At 42.2% G+C, this 17,960-nt stretch carries 12 protein-coding genes and 3 tRNA genes; 10 read left to right on the top strand and 5 right to left on the bottom strand.

The genetic code is table 11. The features are described 5' to 3' along the window. Positions 1–64 precede the first annotated feature (64 nt). The 6 genes from HB679_RS12980 to HB679_RS12955 all read left to right on the top strand — a co-directional run bounded on the left by HB679_RS12980 (position 65) and on the right by HB679_RS12955 (position 7,239). Positions 65–469, top strand: a complete 405-nt coding sequence (locus tag HB679_RS12980) for a terminase small subunit (protein ID WP_214072405.1) — start codon at positions 65–67, stop codon at positions 467–469. 22 nt (positions 470–491) lie between these two features. Next, positions 492–1,718 carry a terminase large subunit gene (locus HB679_RS12975; protein WP_214072404.1) on the top strand — a complete coding sequence of 409 codons (1,227 nt, stop codon included), beginning with the start codon at positions 492–494 and terminating at the stop codon, positions 1,716–1,718. Further along, the gene (locus tag HB679_RS12970; protein ID WP_214072403.1) at positions 1,715–2,425 is read left to right on the top strand and encodes a hypothetical protein; all 711 of its coding nucleotides are present in this window, start codon (positions 1,715–1,717) and stop codon (positions 2,423–2,425) included. The genes HB679_RS12975 and HB679_RS12970 overlap by 4 nt, the downstream gene beginning before the upstream one ends. A gap of 162 nt (positions 2,426–2,587) precedes the next feature. Next, positions 2,588–3,037, top strand: coding sequence for a hypothetical protein (locus HB679_RS12965; RefSeq protein WP_214072402.1), 450 nt, complete (start codon positions 2,588–2,590; stop codon positions 3,035–3,037). A gap of 35 nt (positions 3,038–3,072) precedes the next feature. After that, positions 3,073–5,172 (top strand): hypothetical protein, encoded by a 2,100-nt coding sequence (locus HB679_RS12960; RefSeq protein WP_214072401.1) that lies wholly within the window; start codon positions 3,073–3,075, stop codon positions 5,170–5,172. Positions 5,173–5,181: 9 nt separating this feature from the next. After that, entirely contained in the window at positions 5,182–7,239 is a 2,058-nt protein-coding gene (locus HB679_RS12955) for a hypothetical protein (RefSeq protein ID WP_214072400.1), read from the top strand. A 3-nt stretch (positions 7,240–7,242) separates the two neighbouring features. Here the strand turns inward: HB679_RS12955 and HB679_RS12950 are convergent, their stop codons facing one another. From HB679_RS12950 to HB679_RS12940, 3 genes are all read right to left on the bottom strand, one after another. Beyond that, on the bottom strand, positions 7,243–7,515 hold the full coding sequence (locus HB679_RS12950; protein ID WP_214072399.1) for a hypothetical protein: 273 nt from the start codon (positions 7,513–7,515) through the stop codon (positions 7,243–7,245). A 413-nt stretch (positions 7,516–7,928) separates the two neighbouring features. Further along, a tRNA-Leu gene (locus HB679_RS12945) sits at positions 7,929–8,012 on the bottom strand. Positions 8,013–8,091: 79 nt separating this feature from the next. Continuing rightward, positions 8,092–8,175 (bottom strand) — tRNA-Leu (locus HB679_RS12940). Between the two features lie 123 nt (positions 8,176–8,298). Here HB679_RS12940 and HB679_RS12935 point away from each other — a divergent pair. The 4 genes from HB679_RS12935 to HB679_RS12920 all read left to right on the top strand — a co-directional run bounded on the left by HB679_RS12935 (position 8,299) and on the right by HB679_RS12920 (position 15,279). Then, positions 8,299–9,300: a YCF48-related protein gene (locus HB679_RS12935; protein ID WP_214072398.1), complete on the top strand. Its 1,002-nt coding sequence runs from the start codon at positions 8,299–8,301 to the stop codon at positions 9,298–9,300. Positions 9,301–9,408: 108 nt separating this feature from the next. Next, positions 9,409–9,481, top strand: a tRNA-Lys gene (locus HB679_RS12930). Positions 9,482–9,721: 240 nt separating this feature from the next. Beyond that, positions 9,722–14,584 (top strand): IPT/TIG domain-containing protein, encoded by a 4,863-nt coding sequence (locus HB679_RS12925; protein ID WP_214072397.1) that lies wholly within the window; start codon positions 9,722–9,724, stop codon positions 14,582–14,584. After that, complete coding sequence (locus HB679_RS12920) at positions 14,581–15,279, top strand: hypothetical protein (RefSeq protein ID WP_214072396.1); 699 nt, start codon at positions 14,581–14,583, stop codon at positions 15,277–15,279. Before HB679_RS12925 ends, HB679_RS12920 begins: the two co-directional genes overlap by 4 nt. 12 nt (positions 15,280–15,291) lie before the next feature. On the opposite strand, the gene HB679_RS12915 is transcribed toward HB679_RS12920, so the two are convergent. Both HB679_RS12915 and HB679_RS12910 read right to left on the bottom strand, forming a co-directional pair. Then, a complete protein-coding gene (locus HB679_RS12915) occupies positions 15,292–16,614 on the bottom strand; it encodes a paraquat-inducible protein A (protein WP_214072395.1) in 1,323 nt (440 codons plus the stop codon). Next, a complete protein-coding gene (locus HB679_RS12910; RefSeq protein WP_255547601.1) occupies positions 16,614–17,918 on the bottom strand; it encodes a paraquat-inducible protein A in 1,305 nt (434 codons plus the stop codon). Before HB679_RS12910 ends, HB679_RS12915 begins: the two co-directional genes overlap by 1 nt. Positions 17,919–17,960 lie beyond the last annotated feature (42 nt).

The following is a 17,960-nucleotide window of genomic DNA, read 5'->3' as shown; positions in this document are numbered from 1 at the left end:
ACAAAGGCCTTTTAACGCAAAATGAACAGCGGCACAGCGAACTCCAAAAAAACTGAATAAACTTATGGGCAGAATTAAGTTTGCATTTTACAATCATGCATCATTAAACAGACTGATTGACGAGTATTTTGAATGTTCAAAAAACGATACAGATAAAACAGCCGAACCTATTACGGTTACCGGCCTTGCATTGTACCTTGGCTTTTATAGTAAAGATCAGTTTGACAATTACTTACAAAGTGGCAGATACGCCTGGACCATTAAGCGGGCTTGTTTTAAGGTGATGGCTTATTACGAAAGCAGGTTACATTACCCTGCCCCTACCGGGGCCATGTACGCTTTAAAATGCATGGGCTGGACCGAAAAGCCAAAACTGTCAAAATCAGCCAAAAAGCCCACCTCATTAAAAGTAAAATTAATTGAAACCGGCCCGCAACCGGCCGCCAGCGAAAAAGAAGTGACGCTTTAAAAGCACCGAATAAACAACCAATATGATAAATGCAAATGATTACGAAGCCTCGGTATTGTTCAGGTGTAACTATGCCTCGCAGGCGCAGGTAGTAATTAACCAGGGCGGCAGCAGCGCCGGCAAGACTTATGCCATAGAGCAAGTGCTGTTTTGCCTGGCAGCCGAAAAAGACAGGCAGGTGATAACCGTTGTTGGGCAGGATATTCCTAACCTTAAGGCCGGCGCTTTGCGCGATGCTTTGAACCTCTGCAGCTTATCTGATCAGCTAAAAAGCCTGATCAAAAATTTTAACAAAACCGACCGCGTATTTGAGTTTCACAATGGATCTATTATTGAATTTAAAAGTTACGCCGACGCGCAGGACGCCAAGTCTGGCAAGCGCGATTATCTTTTCATTAATGAGGCTAATGGTATTGACTGGAATATTTATACCGAACTGGCACTGCGTACGCGGACGAGGGTATTTATTGATTATAACCCCAATCATGAATTTTGGGTTCATGAACATTTAATTGGCAGGCCCGGCGTAGAATTAATTATCTCCGACTACCGGCATAACCCTTTTATAGACCAGCCAACGGTTGATAAAATTGAAGGTATTAAAGAAACCGATACGGAAAGATGGAAAGTTTATGCGCGGGGACTTACCGGCAGGATTACCGGCCTGGTGTTTACCAATTGGTTTGTGGTTGATAAAATTCCTGAAGATGCCAAATTAATTGGCGTGGGTTTAGATTTTGGTTACAGTAATGATGAGTCTGGCTGCCTGGAAGTGTATTTACAAAATGGTGAGCTATGGATTGACGAGTTATTTTATGAAACCGGTTTAACCAATACAGATCTTTCTAAAAAATTAGCTGCAACAGGCGTCAAAAAAACTAATGAAATTATCGCTGACGATGCCGAGCCAAAAACCATTGAGGAGCTAAAACGAATGGGCTGGTATGTGTCGCCAGCAAAAAAAGGTAAGGATAGCGTGAATAATTCTATAGACATTTTAAGGCGCTATAAGCTAAATGTAACCCGCCGTAGCGTAAACCTGCGTAAAGAGCTGGAGCGCTACAAATGGCGGGTAGACAGGGCCGGCAAACCCCTGAATCAGCCGGTAGATACCATGAATCATTTGATAGATCCGTTGCGCTACGTTGCCCTCAATAAGCTAAAAATAACGCCAACATCGGCTACCAAATCTAAACTGCCTTACAAGCAAACTTATGCTCCAAACCTTAATGATTTATTTAAGATATGATAGAAAGAACAGTAAAAACCTTAACAGGCAAACTAAACGTCAAGATCCCTTCGCGGCTTGACGAGCTTACCATGAGCCAAATGATGCAGTTGCAGGAAAAAGAAGATCTGAGTGACTTGGATGCCATTAGCATATTATCAGGCATTACCATTGATAAGCTTAAAAACGTAGTTCATTTTAGTGAGTTTGATGTGTTTGGCGAGGCTGTATTGACCTTATCTAACGAGATCAAATACCTCTATAACAGCGATGCTATACCCGAAACAATAAACTTCAATATCGAAGATAAACAGGTAAAGGTTAAAGTGATCAGGAACCTATCTATGGAGCCTGCCGGCGCTTTTATGGCATCGCGCGATATTATTGCCGAGGAGATTAGTAATCACATTAAAAAACACGGCGAGGAAAATTGGCAGGAAAACTTCAATCCATCATTAAAAGCTTGTTGCCAGGTATTAGCGCAATATTTTTATTGCCGCGCTACCGCCAATATTTATAATGATTACCAGGCCGAAGCCTTTACCGAAATCATTAAAACACTTAGGGTAACGGAGGCACTGCCCATAGCTAAACATTTTTTTATGAGCTATCCAAACTTATCGAAACCGAAAGCAGGCTACTCGCATCGGCTACGACAATTTTGGAAAAGAAAGCCGGCGTACAGGCCTTCGAGAAATTTAAATACATCAACACCGTCAATTCATTAGCCGGCGGCGACATCACCAAATGGGGCGAAATATTAAATATGCCCTATGAACGGGTGCTCACCAAACTACTACTCAATAAAATCGAAGCAGCATATCAACACAAATATGCAGAACTGTTGCAGGCCCAACGCTAAAATTTATTAATCATTAATCATCAAACCAATGCCTATACGCAATCAAATAGAAGCCGTGGTGCAAAGCTTAACCAATAGCCCTGCATTTCTTTATGGCACAGCTAACGAACTAAATACCCTGGCAGACGATGCCACGTTTCCCTGTGTGTTTTTATATCCCCCACAAGCCATTAACTTGTCGCCACAAATCAACGGATCGGTAGATAATACCTTTGCCATTACACTCGATTTTCTGTTTAAAACAGAGTTTGATCAATATACCAGCGATAACGAAACCTACATAAGCCAGGCTTTATTCATGGCTAACCAGTTTATAGCTAAGGCGGCAACCTACCGCCAGGGCGATGGCCGCTACTTTAAAATTAAAGCCGGCGACAAAGCCAAATGCGTACCGGTATACAACAAGTTTGATGTAAATACCACCGGCGTTAGCTTAACCATTACGTTGGCTACTATGTATTTCGACAGTTTTCAATAATCAATCCTTATTAAAATCTTTAACTCAATCACCGTATGGGATTAAATTGTAATATCGTAATTGTAGACAAAGTCTACACCTTGAGTGGCACCGACAAGATAGCTACAGCCAAAGTTTATGCAGATATAATTGACAGCGACGGCCAACCGGCCAACGGCAATGGTTCGCTCGTAAAATATAGCGTAGACGACAACGGAACGGTAACCCGTGCAACTACAGTTGCTATGGGTCAGAGTGTTTTATTATTTGACGGTATCATTGAAAAAGCCAGCGATGCAGGCGGTGGCAACTATACCGTCTATTACACCAAAACTTTCGGTTTGGCAACGGTGCTTACTTTAATAACTACCTCACCGCCGGTTAACAACTGCGACCTGGTAATTAACAGCATCAGCGTTGATAAACCAGAATCTGCACCCGGCGCTGCCGATGGGCAGATATCCGTTAGTTCTTCATCAAGTTATTTGCCGCTTCAATACAGTATAGATGGTACCAACTTTCAATCGTCTAATATATTTATCGGCTTAACAGGTGGCGCAAAAACCGTTACAGTGATGGATGCCAATACTTTTGGCTGCGTGGAGACTATGCCGGTTAACATGCCTATATTAGATAGATTGTTGATCAAAGACCCATCAGTAACTATCAACGGCAACATCAGCCGCTGGAGTGCCGCCTTCAATCCTGTCGTATTTACCTACCAACGTAAAGATTGTGAAGTGGTAAGTGTTGTTCAAGACTCCTCTTCGAGCTTACCCATAGTAACCGTAAACGCCAATCTGACTAGCCTGGTAAACGGCGACCAGATTTATGTTAACGCAGGCCCATACCAAGGCGTTTTTAATTGTAATCCGTTGGCACAAAACGCCTTTACCATCAACGCGCCTTTTACGGTGTCTGCATCAACGGGCTTTGCCAACTCAAATAAATTGAAGCCCTATTACCGGCTGGTTACGCAAATCACTTATCAGGATGTAAAAACGGGCACTACCCAAACCATTCAATCAATTAACAGGCCGGATAACACCGGACTAATCAAAGCTGATTTGTCCAACTTCCTGCAATCGCTATTGACCATACAAGACGACAGCGATTATACGCAAGCCAATTTCAGAGACACCAACCTAAGCGCCAGTTACCAGATTGCCTATGCCGAGCAATGGGATATAGACCCGGCTACGTCCGTTACAGCTAACGACGTAAACGGCGTGCATACCTCTAATTGGGTAACTATTGCCGAGCCTTATTACATAGTTTACGCCGCCAAACAATTAGGCGAGCGCTACGGCGGCAATCTGGCGGCTTATGTACCGTTTGCCAATGGACAACCACCAGCTAAGTGGGTTACTGATTTTGCCGAACCGGCCTATTCCATTGGTTATCAGTTTGATATCGGTTTTATTTATAGCGACGAGATCGTCGGTTTAAATATATTTTGCGAGTTGACGATGCTCGACATCAACAGAAACCCTTTGCCCGGTGGCCTGCAGAATCATAATTTATTGAACGAGGATGGCTCCTGGCTGCTTAACCAGGATGGTAGCAAACTATTAATATCCCGGCAAAACCCCACCGGCACCACCCTGCTTCAGCAATTGGGATTGAACAGACTGCTTATCGACTACGATTTCCCGGCGGATGCCAGGTACTTTAACGTCGTTATAAAATATACTAACGGCACTGATACTTTAGCCATCACCCAAACGCAAACCATCCGCATTGATGACGCGGTGGACGAACAATCTGTTTATCTGCGTTGGATAGGGCTTTCGGGGTCTTGGAACTATTACCGCTTTGTTTATAATCAGGAAGTGTCGTTAGATGTGCAAAACGCCACCATCATCAAAAACTTTGTGAGCGATTGGGAGAACCAGCAAGGTATTGAAGAGGTGATTAGTAAAACTGCAGGTCAAAAAATGAAAGTAATGGCCGAAGATCTTTCGGTAACCGATATAAAAGGCTTACAATCCATCAAATACTCGCCCAAGGTGCAAATGCTGGTTAACAAAAACCCGGTTAAATGGCAAACCGTAGTGCTTAACACTGCCACTTTTAGCGAATACGAAACCATTAATGGCCAGGCACCTTTCAGCGTAACGTTTAACATGCCAAGCATCAACATACAAACACAATAGTATATCAAAATGAATGATCTTCAGCTTTATATAAATGATGAATTGGTTGATCTGAGCGACGATAGCCCTATTGCCCTCACCTTCCAGATAAATGACCTGGCCGAGGTTAAAAACCAGCAGGGTAATACTTCTAACCAGTTTAAACTACCACTTACCCAAACCAACCGCCGCATCCTTGGTTTTCCGGACGACGTTGCGTTTTGTAACAACTTGCCCTACACTCAATATCAAGCTAAATTAGTGCAAGACGGATTGGAGATCATCCCCTATGCAATTGCCGAAATGAACAGCATAGACCAGGATGCCGCCAACATCACCGTTCTATCGGGCAATGTCGACTTTTTTGATGCTCTTGACGGGCAGCTTTATGAAATGGGCGATAGCACCAGCATTTGGTACAGCCCACTTTGGAAAAACTACGACCATGCCTGGACACTCGACAACGTAGCCACTTCCCAAACTAAAACTGACGGCTGGATCTATCCGGTGGTAGATTATGGCAACTTTACCGAGGACGTTAATCAAACTATCAATGTAACTACTTTGCGCCCTGGTTTTTTTATTAAATCGGCAGTGGATATTTTGGTGAAGAGCACGGGGTATAAAGCCACCGGTTCGTTATTGGCTGATCCGCTCTATCCTTTATTGATAGCGCAGTTTAGTAACGGCGATTGGGAGCATGGCACTGACTACCAGAATCAGCCGGCAGTTTTTAGCTGCTCGGCTACAAATGGCAGCGCAATTATACTTAACCACCCTAATGACCGCGACCCCGCAGGCCGGCTGGTGTTTAGCCCGATATCAGATCCTTCAAACCAATTGGTCGACGGGCTTTTTACCGCCGCACAACGCGGCGACTACCAGGTAAATGTTAATTTCCCCAGCGCCTATTTAAGCGGGAAAATTACCGGCAGCCATCCCACCTATTTGCACGTGGCCATAACCGTACATACACCCGGCGAGCCGGATGTTGAAGCAACATCATTAGACTTTAACTGGGACATGGGTACCTGGGTGCGCGACCCGGGAACCAGCGGCGGCAGTATAACAGGCCATTTAAGCATCCCTAAGCAAACCATTTCGTGCGAGTTGGAGTTGGCCATTGGGCAAAGCATTGAGGTTAATTACACCTGGAAAGGCGATAACCCTTCTTATTTCTCTATCCCGGCGGGGTGTACTTTTAACGTACTGTCGCAAAACAACATAGTTAAGTATACCCAGCCGGTACAATGCGAACGGATTTTTCCGGACATTTCGCAAAAAGACCTGTTGAAAGACGTGTTTCAGCGGTTTGGCATAATGTGCCAGACAAATAATGCCGCTAAAACCATATCATTCAACACATTGAAAGATATTGTAGACAATATACCGGCGGCAAAAAATTGGTCGGCCAGGTGTTTGGACCAGGGAAAAACCATCAGCTTTCAGTTAGGTAATTATGCGCAGGCCAATAATTTAAAATATAAATCTGATGATGCGATAACACCTGTAGCTTTTGCCGATGACGTAATTAAAGTTAACGATACCACTTTACAAGCTACTGTAGATTTATTTGAAAGCCAGTTTGCGCCAACACTTAACCGGTCCTACATCGGCGGCACTATTGCCCAGATCAAAATGATAGATACTGATAGTGACAGTACTGATTTCAGTATCGGGGTATCGCCGCGTATTTTGGTTGATCAGAAACTCAATATCAACAGCCTGCAAAAAACAGTAACATTTACCGATGGCAGCTCCATCAGGGTGGTAAATGATATTATTAGTACGCCTTATTTTTACAAACCCGATGGCCAGTATAATCTTTGTTTTGGCGACATGCCCGCAGCCGGGCAAACCTCCAAACTGCAGGGATCAAGAACAAAGTACTACCCCGAGCTGGAGAAAGTATTAAAGCAAACCAAAAAGGTGGTACGCTACTTTTTATTAACCCCGCGCGATATCCTGGAAATTGATTTGCTCATACCTATTTACCTGGAGCAAGACAGCGCCTATTATTACATCAATAAAATTGACAGTTGGCGCAAAGGGCAACCCACTAAGGTTGAGTTGGTGAAGTTGGGTTGAAAATTAGTAGTCTATTTTATGTAAAAATTTGTAACTATCGGTTGTGCTCTTTTTAATATCACTTAGTAAAAGGTCAATATTCCATGGACCATATGAATCGTAAAAAGATGCAAAATTAATTTTGCCATTGTCGTCAAAATGTGTCAAAGCTCCAGAAACAGTAACCACATCGCCTTTATTTAAGGTTTTGATAATTGTTAATTGCTTTTTCAATGCATCGCCTTTCGGATTTTTGGGGATAGTATAAGTAAAATCAACGCGATTACCAATAGACAAGGAATCAACCGATTTATCGATTTTAATCAGGCAATACACTAACTGGCGTGTTAGATTCAGATGATTTAGTGAAGCATTACGAAAATAATGATCTAAGTATCGATTTTACTCGAGATAAACCAGGTCTCAATATCTTCTTTAAAGCAACTCCAAAAAGTAAGATCGTTAATGCCCGGTATCACAAACAAACAACAACTCAAAATAACATAGCACAGTCTGAAAAATCGCAATCTCGCGTTGGTAAAAAATCAGAATCAGCACAGGACTCCACTTACAATCACTTAATTGATCATCGTGATTCAAGTTCAAGTATCAGCAGTATAAAATCCGTGATTATCTGGAGTGTAGTTCTGCTTATCCTCGTGACGGTTATTTACTATATAATAGTAAAGAAAAAGCTTATTTGATTAATGTGCCCGGAACGAGATTCGAACTCGTACATCCTTACGAATGCCACCCCCTCAAGATGGTGCGTCTACCAATTTCGCCACCCGGGCTAATGAAATGAAAAGCCTTAAGTTTGCTGAATTGAATATCTTTCAACTCAGCAGACTCAAGGCTTTTTTATTTTGGATGTGCCCGAAGAGAGACTCGAACTCTCAAGAGACAATTCTCAACGGCTTCTGAGACCGCAACGTTTACCAATTTCGCCATCCGGGCCTGTAAGCAGGGTGCAAATATAAATTTTCTCTATTTAATTTACGTATTAAAGTGTAAGTCTGTTGCAAAAAAAATATCATACAGATACCTTAGTAGGCGAACTACTTTTCAATGAGAAAAAACATGAAATACCTGAAAGCAATTATCTACACAAACTTAATATTATTATTATTTCCGTTTAGCGTGATTGCACAACATATTGAATTGATAAAGCAAAATCAAGTGGTTAGTATCCGTGGCTTATCAGTAGTTGATGATAAAGTGGCTTGGATAAGCAGCAGCAAAGGCCATGTAGCCCTTTCGATTGATGGTGGCCGATCATGGGACTGGCAGCAAATAAAAGGTTTCGAAAAGTCTGATTTCAGAGATATCGAAGCGTTTTCTGACAAAGAAGCTGTTGTTATGAGCTCTGGAACTCCGGCTTTAACTTTAAAAACTACGGATGGCGGTCACACTTGGAAAGTAAACTATCGCAAAGATGATTCTGCTTACTTCCTTGATGCTATGGATTTTGATACACCTAAACATGGATTCATCCTGGGCGACCCAATAAATGATAAATTTATACTGATAGAAACCAATGACGGCGGCGGTAATTGGAAGACTATTGCAGGCCCTCCAGCAATAAAAAGCCAGGCGGCGTTCGCGGCAAGTGGCACTTGCATCATTAGCAAAGACTTATTGACAATAGTTACCGGCGGCAGTGATGCCGAATTTCTTATTAGAAACGAAACGGGCTGGGTAAAACAATTGTTACCCCTATTGCATGGTCAAAGTAGTCAGGGGGCTTTTTCTGTAGCTTCTGGCAAAAAAACATGGGTGGTTGTTGGTGGCGATTACCAAAACAAAAAAAAAAGAGACTCAACGGCATGTTATTCTATTGATAAAGGATTGACCTGGCATTTGGCAAAAGGCTTTCCGACTGGTTATCAATCATGTGTGGAATATATCAAAGCCGATACTTTTCTTTCCACGGGTACATCGGGCACCAATATCAGCGTTGATGGCGGTAACAACTGGACAAAACTTGATGATCAAAGCTATAACGTCTGTCGCAAAGCAAAACACGGAAACTTGGTTATTTTAGCGGGCGATAGTGGGAAAATTGGGCTATTAAAACTATAGATTACTGTAAATGAAGCGCTTAAAAAAAGATGAAAATAAATTAAAATAAGCCTTGCACAGATACCCAGATAACCCTATATTTGCACCACTTTAAACGGAATTGGAAATGATTCCGTAGCTCAGCTGGTAGAGCATAACACTTTTAATGTTGGGGTCCTGGGTTCGAATCCCAGCGGGATCACAGAAGCGGACAGAATACCAGAGTTCGTAGTACGTTTAAAGTAAGAGCCTCTTTTTCAAGAGGCTCTTTTTTTGTTTATGACTTTTGTGTTAAACATTCTAATTTATAAATTACAAATAATTAATATTGAGTTGATTGCAATTTATTAGCTTTGCGAGCATCTCAGTAGCCCCGGCACCGTTTATTGATACGGATCAGGGTTGTTACCTAAACTTTTTTTGATTGCACATTGGTTAGCTTATGGTGAAAAATTTACTTACTTTTTGCTTCTTTTTATTTATTTCCAGCTACGTTTACGGGCAAGTTATATCTTCTTTCTCGCCTACATCAGGTGCCATAGGCGCTATTATAACTATAAACGGAAGTAATTTAGACAATATCACTTCGCTAAAAATAGGTGGTGTAAATGGCATCGTGATATCTCATGCAGGCAATAAGGTTATTGGCATGGTGATGCCTGGAGCTATAACCGGCAATTTATCAGTTACCACATCAAATGGCGTTGCAAATGCAAGTAATACGTTCACCATTACGACTACACCTGAACCGGCAACGCAAAAAGGTACTGGAATAATTTTACCTACGGAAGCGGGCTATTCGGCCATAGGAAGCAGTTTAAACTTAAGTGCGGATGGAAATACACTGGCTATAGCAGGATCAAGTGACCCTAACTACACTGGCGGGGTATGGATATTTGTTCGTAATGGCAATGAATGGGTACAACAAGGTGGTAAACTTACTGCGCCGGAAGCTGGCTATATTAACTTTAACAGCGGAGCTATAAGTGCTGATGGTAATACTCTATTAACTTTTGCCGGACAAAATGCGGGCAATGATGCAAGTTGGGTTTACACCCGCAATAATGGCATATGGGCAAAAAAAGGAGATAAACTGACTATAGGAGAACCTATAAGATTCACCTTATTAAGCGCCGATGCAAACACAGTGGCTGTAGGTGGAAAAAAGACAACTTCAATTTTTGTAAAGAACGGCCAAACGTGGGTTCTACAAGCAAAACTTAACGGTGCTCCCGGGCAAAATGATGCGGTTGCATTAAGCGCTGATGGAAACACTTTAGTGCAATCGGGTACAGGTGACGGCCTCCGTTATCCTGATGGAACGGCTGCCGCCGTTATTTATGCACGTAACGGCACAACCTGGGTTCAACAGGGTGGGTATTTAAGCGGCACAAATCCTGATAATCAAACCTTTTTTGGCAATTCGGCAGCTATAAATGCTGACGGCAATATTTTGATAGTCGGGTCTGATATCGACAATTATTACCCTAATCAACCCAAATTTTGGGTGTTCATGCGAACCAACGGCATATGGACACAGCAAGGCAGCGGCATAGCGCTTCATAATGAGGTTGGGGACAAGGGAGCGGGTGATAACTCTGCTTTAGCAATAAGTGCTGACGGCTCGACAGTATTAATAGGCGCTCCCCGAGACGGCGCAAGTGAAACCGGCGCAACGTGGATATTAAAGCGTAACGGAAATACATGGAGTGATATAAAGAAAAATACTGCCGCATTTAATGCTGTAGGCGAAGACTGGCAGGGCTATGCCGTCGGTATGACATCTGACGCAAGCTATGCTGTGGTGGGCAACGTACGAGGCGGTATATTCTGGGAATATACTTGGCAAAAGTTAGCAGATCTGTATACCTACGAGTATCCGAATAATATTACAACAACAAGTGCTACAATATCTGGTACAGTAAACAGTAACGGGAGCGATTGTACGGTAAGCATGGATTATGGTATCAAACCTGATTTGTCAGCCTCAATCAACGCCACGCTGTCGGGGACCTCAAACGTGGTTACAGCAGCCTCAGCAACCAAAACATTTAGCGCCAAGTTAACTGGTTTGACGCCTAATACTACCTATTATTATCGTATAAACGGCGTCAATTCGGCGGGTGCAAATACAGGTAGTATTCTAAGTTTTGTTACACTTGACTCACCTCCCGTTATTAAGTCATTTTCACCTACATCTGCCGCCAGGCTACAGAAAGTAGTAATTAAGGGTTCTAACCTTTCAACTGCTACAGAAGTACGTTTTGGGGGTTACGCAGCTTCGTCGTTTGTGGTGGACTCTGCAACTCAAATCACAGCAACCTTAAACTATGCTGTTAGTGGTAATGTATCAGTAACTACTTCAGGGGGTACAGCTTCACTGGCTGGTTTCACGTTTTTATCTGAGCCATCTATTTCTTCATTTTCGCCAACAACGGCTGCAATGGGCCAAACCATAGCTATCAAAGGATTGAATTTCAATGGCGTAACTGATGTAAAAATCGGTGGTAGTTCGGTTGCTTCATTTGTTATTAATTCATCAACCCAAATAACAGCAGTAATAGGTAACAACGCAAGCGGTATGGTAACAGTAAACAGCGCTGGTGGCAACGCAAGTTTGTCTGGTTTTACATATATAAGTACAGGCAATTCGAATGTGGTAATCACGTCATTTACTCCACCTGCTGCCGGTACCGGTCAAACCATTGTTATTAATGGCGGTAATTTCACAGGAACCACTGCAGTAACCATCGGCGGGGCGGCAGCTAAGTCGTTTACAGTTGTCTCGGCAACTGTTATAAACGCACAAGTGGCCAACAATACAAGTAACGGAAGTATATCGGTGATAACACCTAGCGGGACAGCCACGTTAACGGGGTTTACCTATATTCAAACCCCCGTAATTAGCGCATTTACACCTAAAAGCGGTGGTGCAGGTACAAGTATAAGCATTACAGGTACTAATTTTACCAATGCTACAGCTGTAACATTCGGCGGTACCCCCGCTAAGTCGTTTATTGTAAATTCTGCCACCAGCATTACCGCGATAGTTGCCTCCGGTGCCAGTGGATTGGTGTCTGTCACCACACCTGGTGGGACCAATACCAGCAGTGGTTTTGTTTATACAGAACCACCAAATATCACGTCTTTTTTGCCTTTAACTGCAAGTGCAGGCCAAACTATTACCATTAACGGGGCAAACTTCACGAATGTTACCGGTGTTAAAATTGGTGGCATTGCGGCAAGCTCATTCACTATAATTTCAGACACCGAGATTACAGCAATTGTTGGTAATGCTGCAAATGGCAGCGTTGTGGTAACAAACGCAAATGGCTCCGGTACACTTGCCGGTTTTACTTATCAAAACAATGGTGGCACGGCGTTATCGATTACCTCCTTCACACCAAAATCAGGAGGGATAGGCACAGTAGTTACTATTACCGGCTCGCATTTTACCGGCACAACTGCGGTATACTTTGGCCAAATATCGGCGCAGAGTTTCTCGGTATTATCAGACAACACTATCGTTGCTATCGTTGGTAAAGGAGAAACAGGCAACGTAGCGGTACAAACAGCCACTTCAGCAACAGGTGGTGGTGTATTTCAATATACCGAAAATCCATTGCCGGTGGTCACGTCTGTTACACCAGCAATAGGTACTGAAGGTACAACTGTTATCATTACAGGCTCAAATTTCAGTGATGTTAAGACGATAGTTTTTGGTAATACCGGTACAAGTAACTTTAAACAAGTCACCGCAACTTCAATAACGCTTGTACTTAACAATATGGCAACTAATGGCCCGCAACCTGTAACTGTAGAAACATTAGAAGGAAATAGCAATCCTGCCGGTATATTTACTGCGGTGCCTAAACTTGACATTCGTCCTTCAGGTACTATTAACGTAAATCCGGGCGAAAATACCTTACTGCAAGTAACCAATTGGCATATAATTCCTTACACATACCAATGGGCTAAAAACGGGATAGATATACCCGGTGCTACAGATACCTCATATATGGCCACAGACACAGGGCATTATACTGCAAAATGCATTTATCAAGGCTATAAATCTATTTCCGACCCCGTGTTAGTGAGGTTAAACTCTATAAGCGCTTTGCCAACAGTGATATCTGTTGATAATCTGGCCGGCATTGCCGGATCAACCATCAACATTACCGGAACAAATTTTGTGAACGTTAAATCTGTAAGTTTTGGCAATACACCCGCTGCATCGTACACAGTAACATCTTCGTCGAACATACAAGTTGTGGTTGGCACCGGCTCCTCGGGAGATATAACCGTTACAACGGCAACAGGGTCGGCCACCTATGCGGGCTTTACATTTGTGCCGATACCTACCGTCAGTGCAGCTTCGCCCACCACAATTTTATCGGGCAAAAGTGTAGTACTGCATGCAAGCCCTGATAACGCTGATTATATTTACAAATGGTATAAAGATGGTATATTAATTGACAGTGCCACCACAGCTAGTTATAAGGCAACCAAAGGTGGCAGCTATTATGTGATGACGACTTTTAGTGGCGTCTATCAACAATCTGCACCTATTACAGTAACCGAAGTATTTGATTTACCGCCAACCAATTTTAGCTTAACCGTAAACAGTGTAACCTGCAAGGGATCTGCCAATGGTATTATAAAAATAGAGGCCGCTCAAAAGCTCAATTATACCGGAACAATTACCGGCGGGGGCTTAAATAAACCCTATCCATTTGACACCTCGACTCAGATAACAGACCTAGGCCCGGGCACCTACAACATTTGTATAACAGTTGCCGGCCAACCAACATTTCAACAATGTTTTACGGCGACTATAACAGAACCAAAAGACCTGTCTGTTTATACGAATGTCATTAAAACCGACAACCAGGTTACTATAGGTTTAAACGGGGCATCAACCTATAACATTAATTTAAATGGACAAAATTATACCACCGATAAAAGCGAGATCACATTACCACTAGCAAAAGGCAATAATAAGTTAACTGTTAGCACTGATAGATTATGCCAGGGTGTAGTGCAAAAAATCATCAATAATACACAGATGGTAATAGCTTACCCTAACCCTGTTCAGGATATTGTAAATCTTGATATTGGCACTTATAAAATACAAACAGGAATAATTACCGTTTATACATCTTTTGGAAGAGTGATGTACACTACGCAGTTTTCAAACAAATCTGGCATTATACCTTTAGATCTGACCTCATTACAAAGCGGCGATTATATATTAAAACTGTCTGCCGACAATACTGATACCGTATTAAAAATTATAAAAAAATGACCGGGCGCATTATAAACACAAAACATTTGTTGGTGCTTTTATTACCGTTGATGGTTGTATGCGGCTGTAAAAAAGACAATGGCACCGCTCCTAATCCCGGCATCACAGTTTTGTCGTTTCCGGATCAAAATTCAATATGCACTACAGGTACCATTATATCAGACGCTGAAAGTTCCATTACATTTAAATGGGCGGCAACGCAGCATACTGAATTTTATGAGGTGCATGTCAAAAATTTACTTACCAATACAGAGAGTAGCAAAAATTCCGACTCTAATCAACTAACGGTTAATTTGCTCAGAAACACACCTTACTCCTGGTATATCGTTTCAAGATCATCAAAGTCTTTGGTGTCATCAAAAAGCGACGTGTGGAAATTTTATAATGCCGGCGCCGGCGTTGAATCGCATGTGCCTTTTCCGGCAGATGTGATAGGCCCATTATACGGTAACACGGTATCTACAGGGGTAACTACTTTGAGCTGGAAAGGTAGCGACGTGGATAATGATATTGTTGGATACGATGTTTATTTGGGAACCAGCGCCACCCCGCCACTATTTAAAAGTGATGTAAAAACGCCCTATTTAAATGATGTGCCCGTAACGGCAGGCAACACCTATTACTGGATGATCGTTACCAAAGACTCGCAGGGCAACCAATCTAACTCGGCAATATTTCAGTTTTCAGTAAGATGATGTTATAAAATGTTAGTTAGTTTTAGGAGCCGTGATGCGCTTAAAAATATAAGATAGCAATGCGGCAAAGAGAACATAAGCGGCGAAAATAATGTAGCCTGGCTGCAACGACGTTCCATTGGCCGTCTCTGCCGTTAAAGAAGCGGTATGAATGTTCAGGTCAGAGAGCTGACTTTTGACAATAGTATTCAAGCCAATATAAGTCATGAGCATACCCACAATCATTACGTCGGCCATATCCCATTTACCTGATTCAAAAGCCAGATAGCGTAGGGCTTTGTTTTTTGCCAACCTTTGGTTGCTTAGTATATGGACACCTTTGGCAAACAACCTTACAACAGGCAAAACCACAACAAACAAAAGTATTAAGGAGCCTACTACTATTGCATCCGGTTTAGGCTGCCCAATCAGTGTATTAACAATACCTAAGATACTTTTGCTTTGAAAAAATAACTCCTGGTCTGCAAACTCCACTTGCTTACCCAAAAGCATAAAATGAAACGTTTTGATACTCGCATCTACTTCAATCACAGGTGTAGCAATGCCAACCAATAGCATTACAAAAGCAAATAACAACGAAAAAATGAATAGCGGCGTCTGCAACTCTACCTGCTTTCTCATTAGCCACCATAAAATCACCGCAAATATTACGCAGCCCAACATAGCAAATACATATTTATAGGTTAACAGTTTGAGCAACGATAACTGACTATCAATTACATTATTAAATTGAACCGGGTTAGAAACATGGTATTTACGGTACAGGTATTGCGTTACTTTATAATTAGCAACGCTTGTACTATCGTAAGTTTGCTTTTCTAATTGGTTGATTTTGCTGGCGGCTATATTTTTTAATCTGTCCTGGTTCTCGGGGCTGCTTATTTTAGCGATGATGGTTTTGGCGAATGGCCGCACCTGTGCCTGGATCGAGCCAGAATCTACTATGGTGTTAAAGGCCAGTTTTTTAAGCTTACCACCTATTGACTTTTGTGGTTTATTAATGTCCCCAACGGTTTTAGATACTAAGCCATGCAACTCTTTTTCAACGGCGATTAAGAGCTCATGCTTTTGTTTATCAGTCATTTGATAGCCTTGTACCTGGCCATTAATCACTGCCGAAATGCGGTCGCGCCATTGATCGATAGAAAAAAGGCCAAATGTGACATTGTTCGACATGCTAAAATCTTTTTTGATCAGCTGCCTATCGATAGAATGCGTATAAACGCTGTAACCAAAATAAGCCTCACCACAAAGCAGCAGCGCTAATCCCGCTAATAGTATGGCGTTGAAGAATTTGAAATTTCTACGTGGTTTATTTTGCTGATGAGTACTCATTAATGTGCGTCATAAGGTGTAATAAACTTCAGGATAGTAGATAAAATCAGTCCATACAAAACAAAACTGATGAAGATAATATAACCCGGCTGTAAGGCTGTGTTATTGGTAGTAAGAATAGTTAACTGGTCGCTTTGAATATTAAGGGCGGATAATTGGCTCTCCAGCAAACCGTTCAAACCGATATAGGTCATCAATATGGCAATAACAATCACATCGGCCATGCTCCATTTGCCAGATTGAAAGGCAAAATATTTGATCACCCTATTCTCGGCTAGTTTTCGTTTACTTAGTAAATGGATACCGGTCGAGCTTAGCTTCATTAATGGGAAAAGAATACTGAAACAAAGGATCAATGCACCCACCAGTATTGAATCAATACCAGGTTGCTTAACCAGCACCTTAACCACATCCAGGATGCTTTTGCTTTGGTAAAACAACACCTGGTTTTCAAAGTAAACGTGCTGTCCCAAAACCACAAAATCAAGCGAGCGGATGCGGGCATCAACCTCGATCATTGAAGCGGTTAAACCTACCGCTAAAAGTATGAACGCAAAAAACAGCGACATTACAAAAAGCGTAGCATGTAATTCTACCCGCGTTCTTACCAGCCACCATACAGCCAAAACCACCAGTATACAAGCCAGCATACCGAAACAATATTTATAAGTTTCTATGCGCATGCTTTCTAACACTGAAGAAAGTTTGCGATTAAGGCTATCCGGCGAGTCGACGTGATATTTGTGATATAAAGTCGCAGTTAACTTGTGGTTGGCATCCAGGGTACTATCAATTGAACCACTATGTTGCGCTTGATTAAATTTGCTCATAGCCATATTGCCTAGCTGAGCTTTATTCTCAGGATTGTCAACTTTAGCCAGTATTGATTTCGCAAACTCAGGTACCTGTGCCTTGATCTTGTCGGTTTTGACAAAGGTTTTTACCACCAGCTTTTTCAGTTTACCACCGATAGACTTTTGTGGCTTATTTACTATAGCTTCGGCTTTATTGATGAGCGCATAAATAACTTGCTCAACCTCGGTTTGCAATGATCGCTTCTGTTTGGGGCTAAGCGTAAAATGGCGCACCTGGTGGTTAACAATGCCCGCTACCTTGTCGCGCCACTGCTCTACCGAAAATAGCCCGAGCGTAATATTATTGACATTAGAATAGTCGGTTTTGATTTCTTCCTGCCGGGCAGAAAGCACATGCAGTTTGTAGCCAAAATAACCTTCGACACCCAGAAGTAAGGTAAGTCCCAGTATCAATAATAACCTGGTAATGGATGTTTTTTTAGTAGCCAAATTGGTGTAAGCTTAAAGTAGAACGGTTAGATAACTACCACC

It is taken from the genome of Mucilaginibacter sp. dw_454 (assembly GCF_018449775.1).
Taxonomy (GTDB): Bacteria; Bacteroidota; Bacteroidia; order Sphingobacteriales; family Sphingobacteriaceae; genus Mucilaginibacter.
Note: the sequence above shows the minus strand (reverse complement) of the source record. Positions and strands in the feature narration are given on the sequence as shown.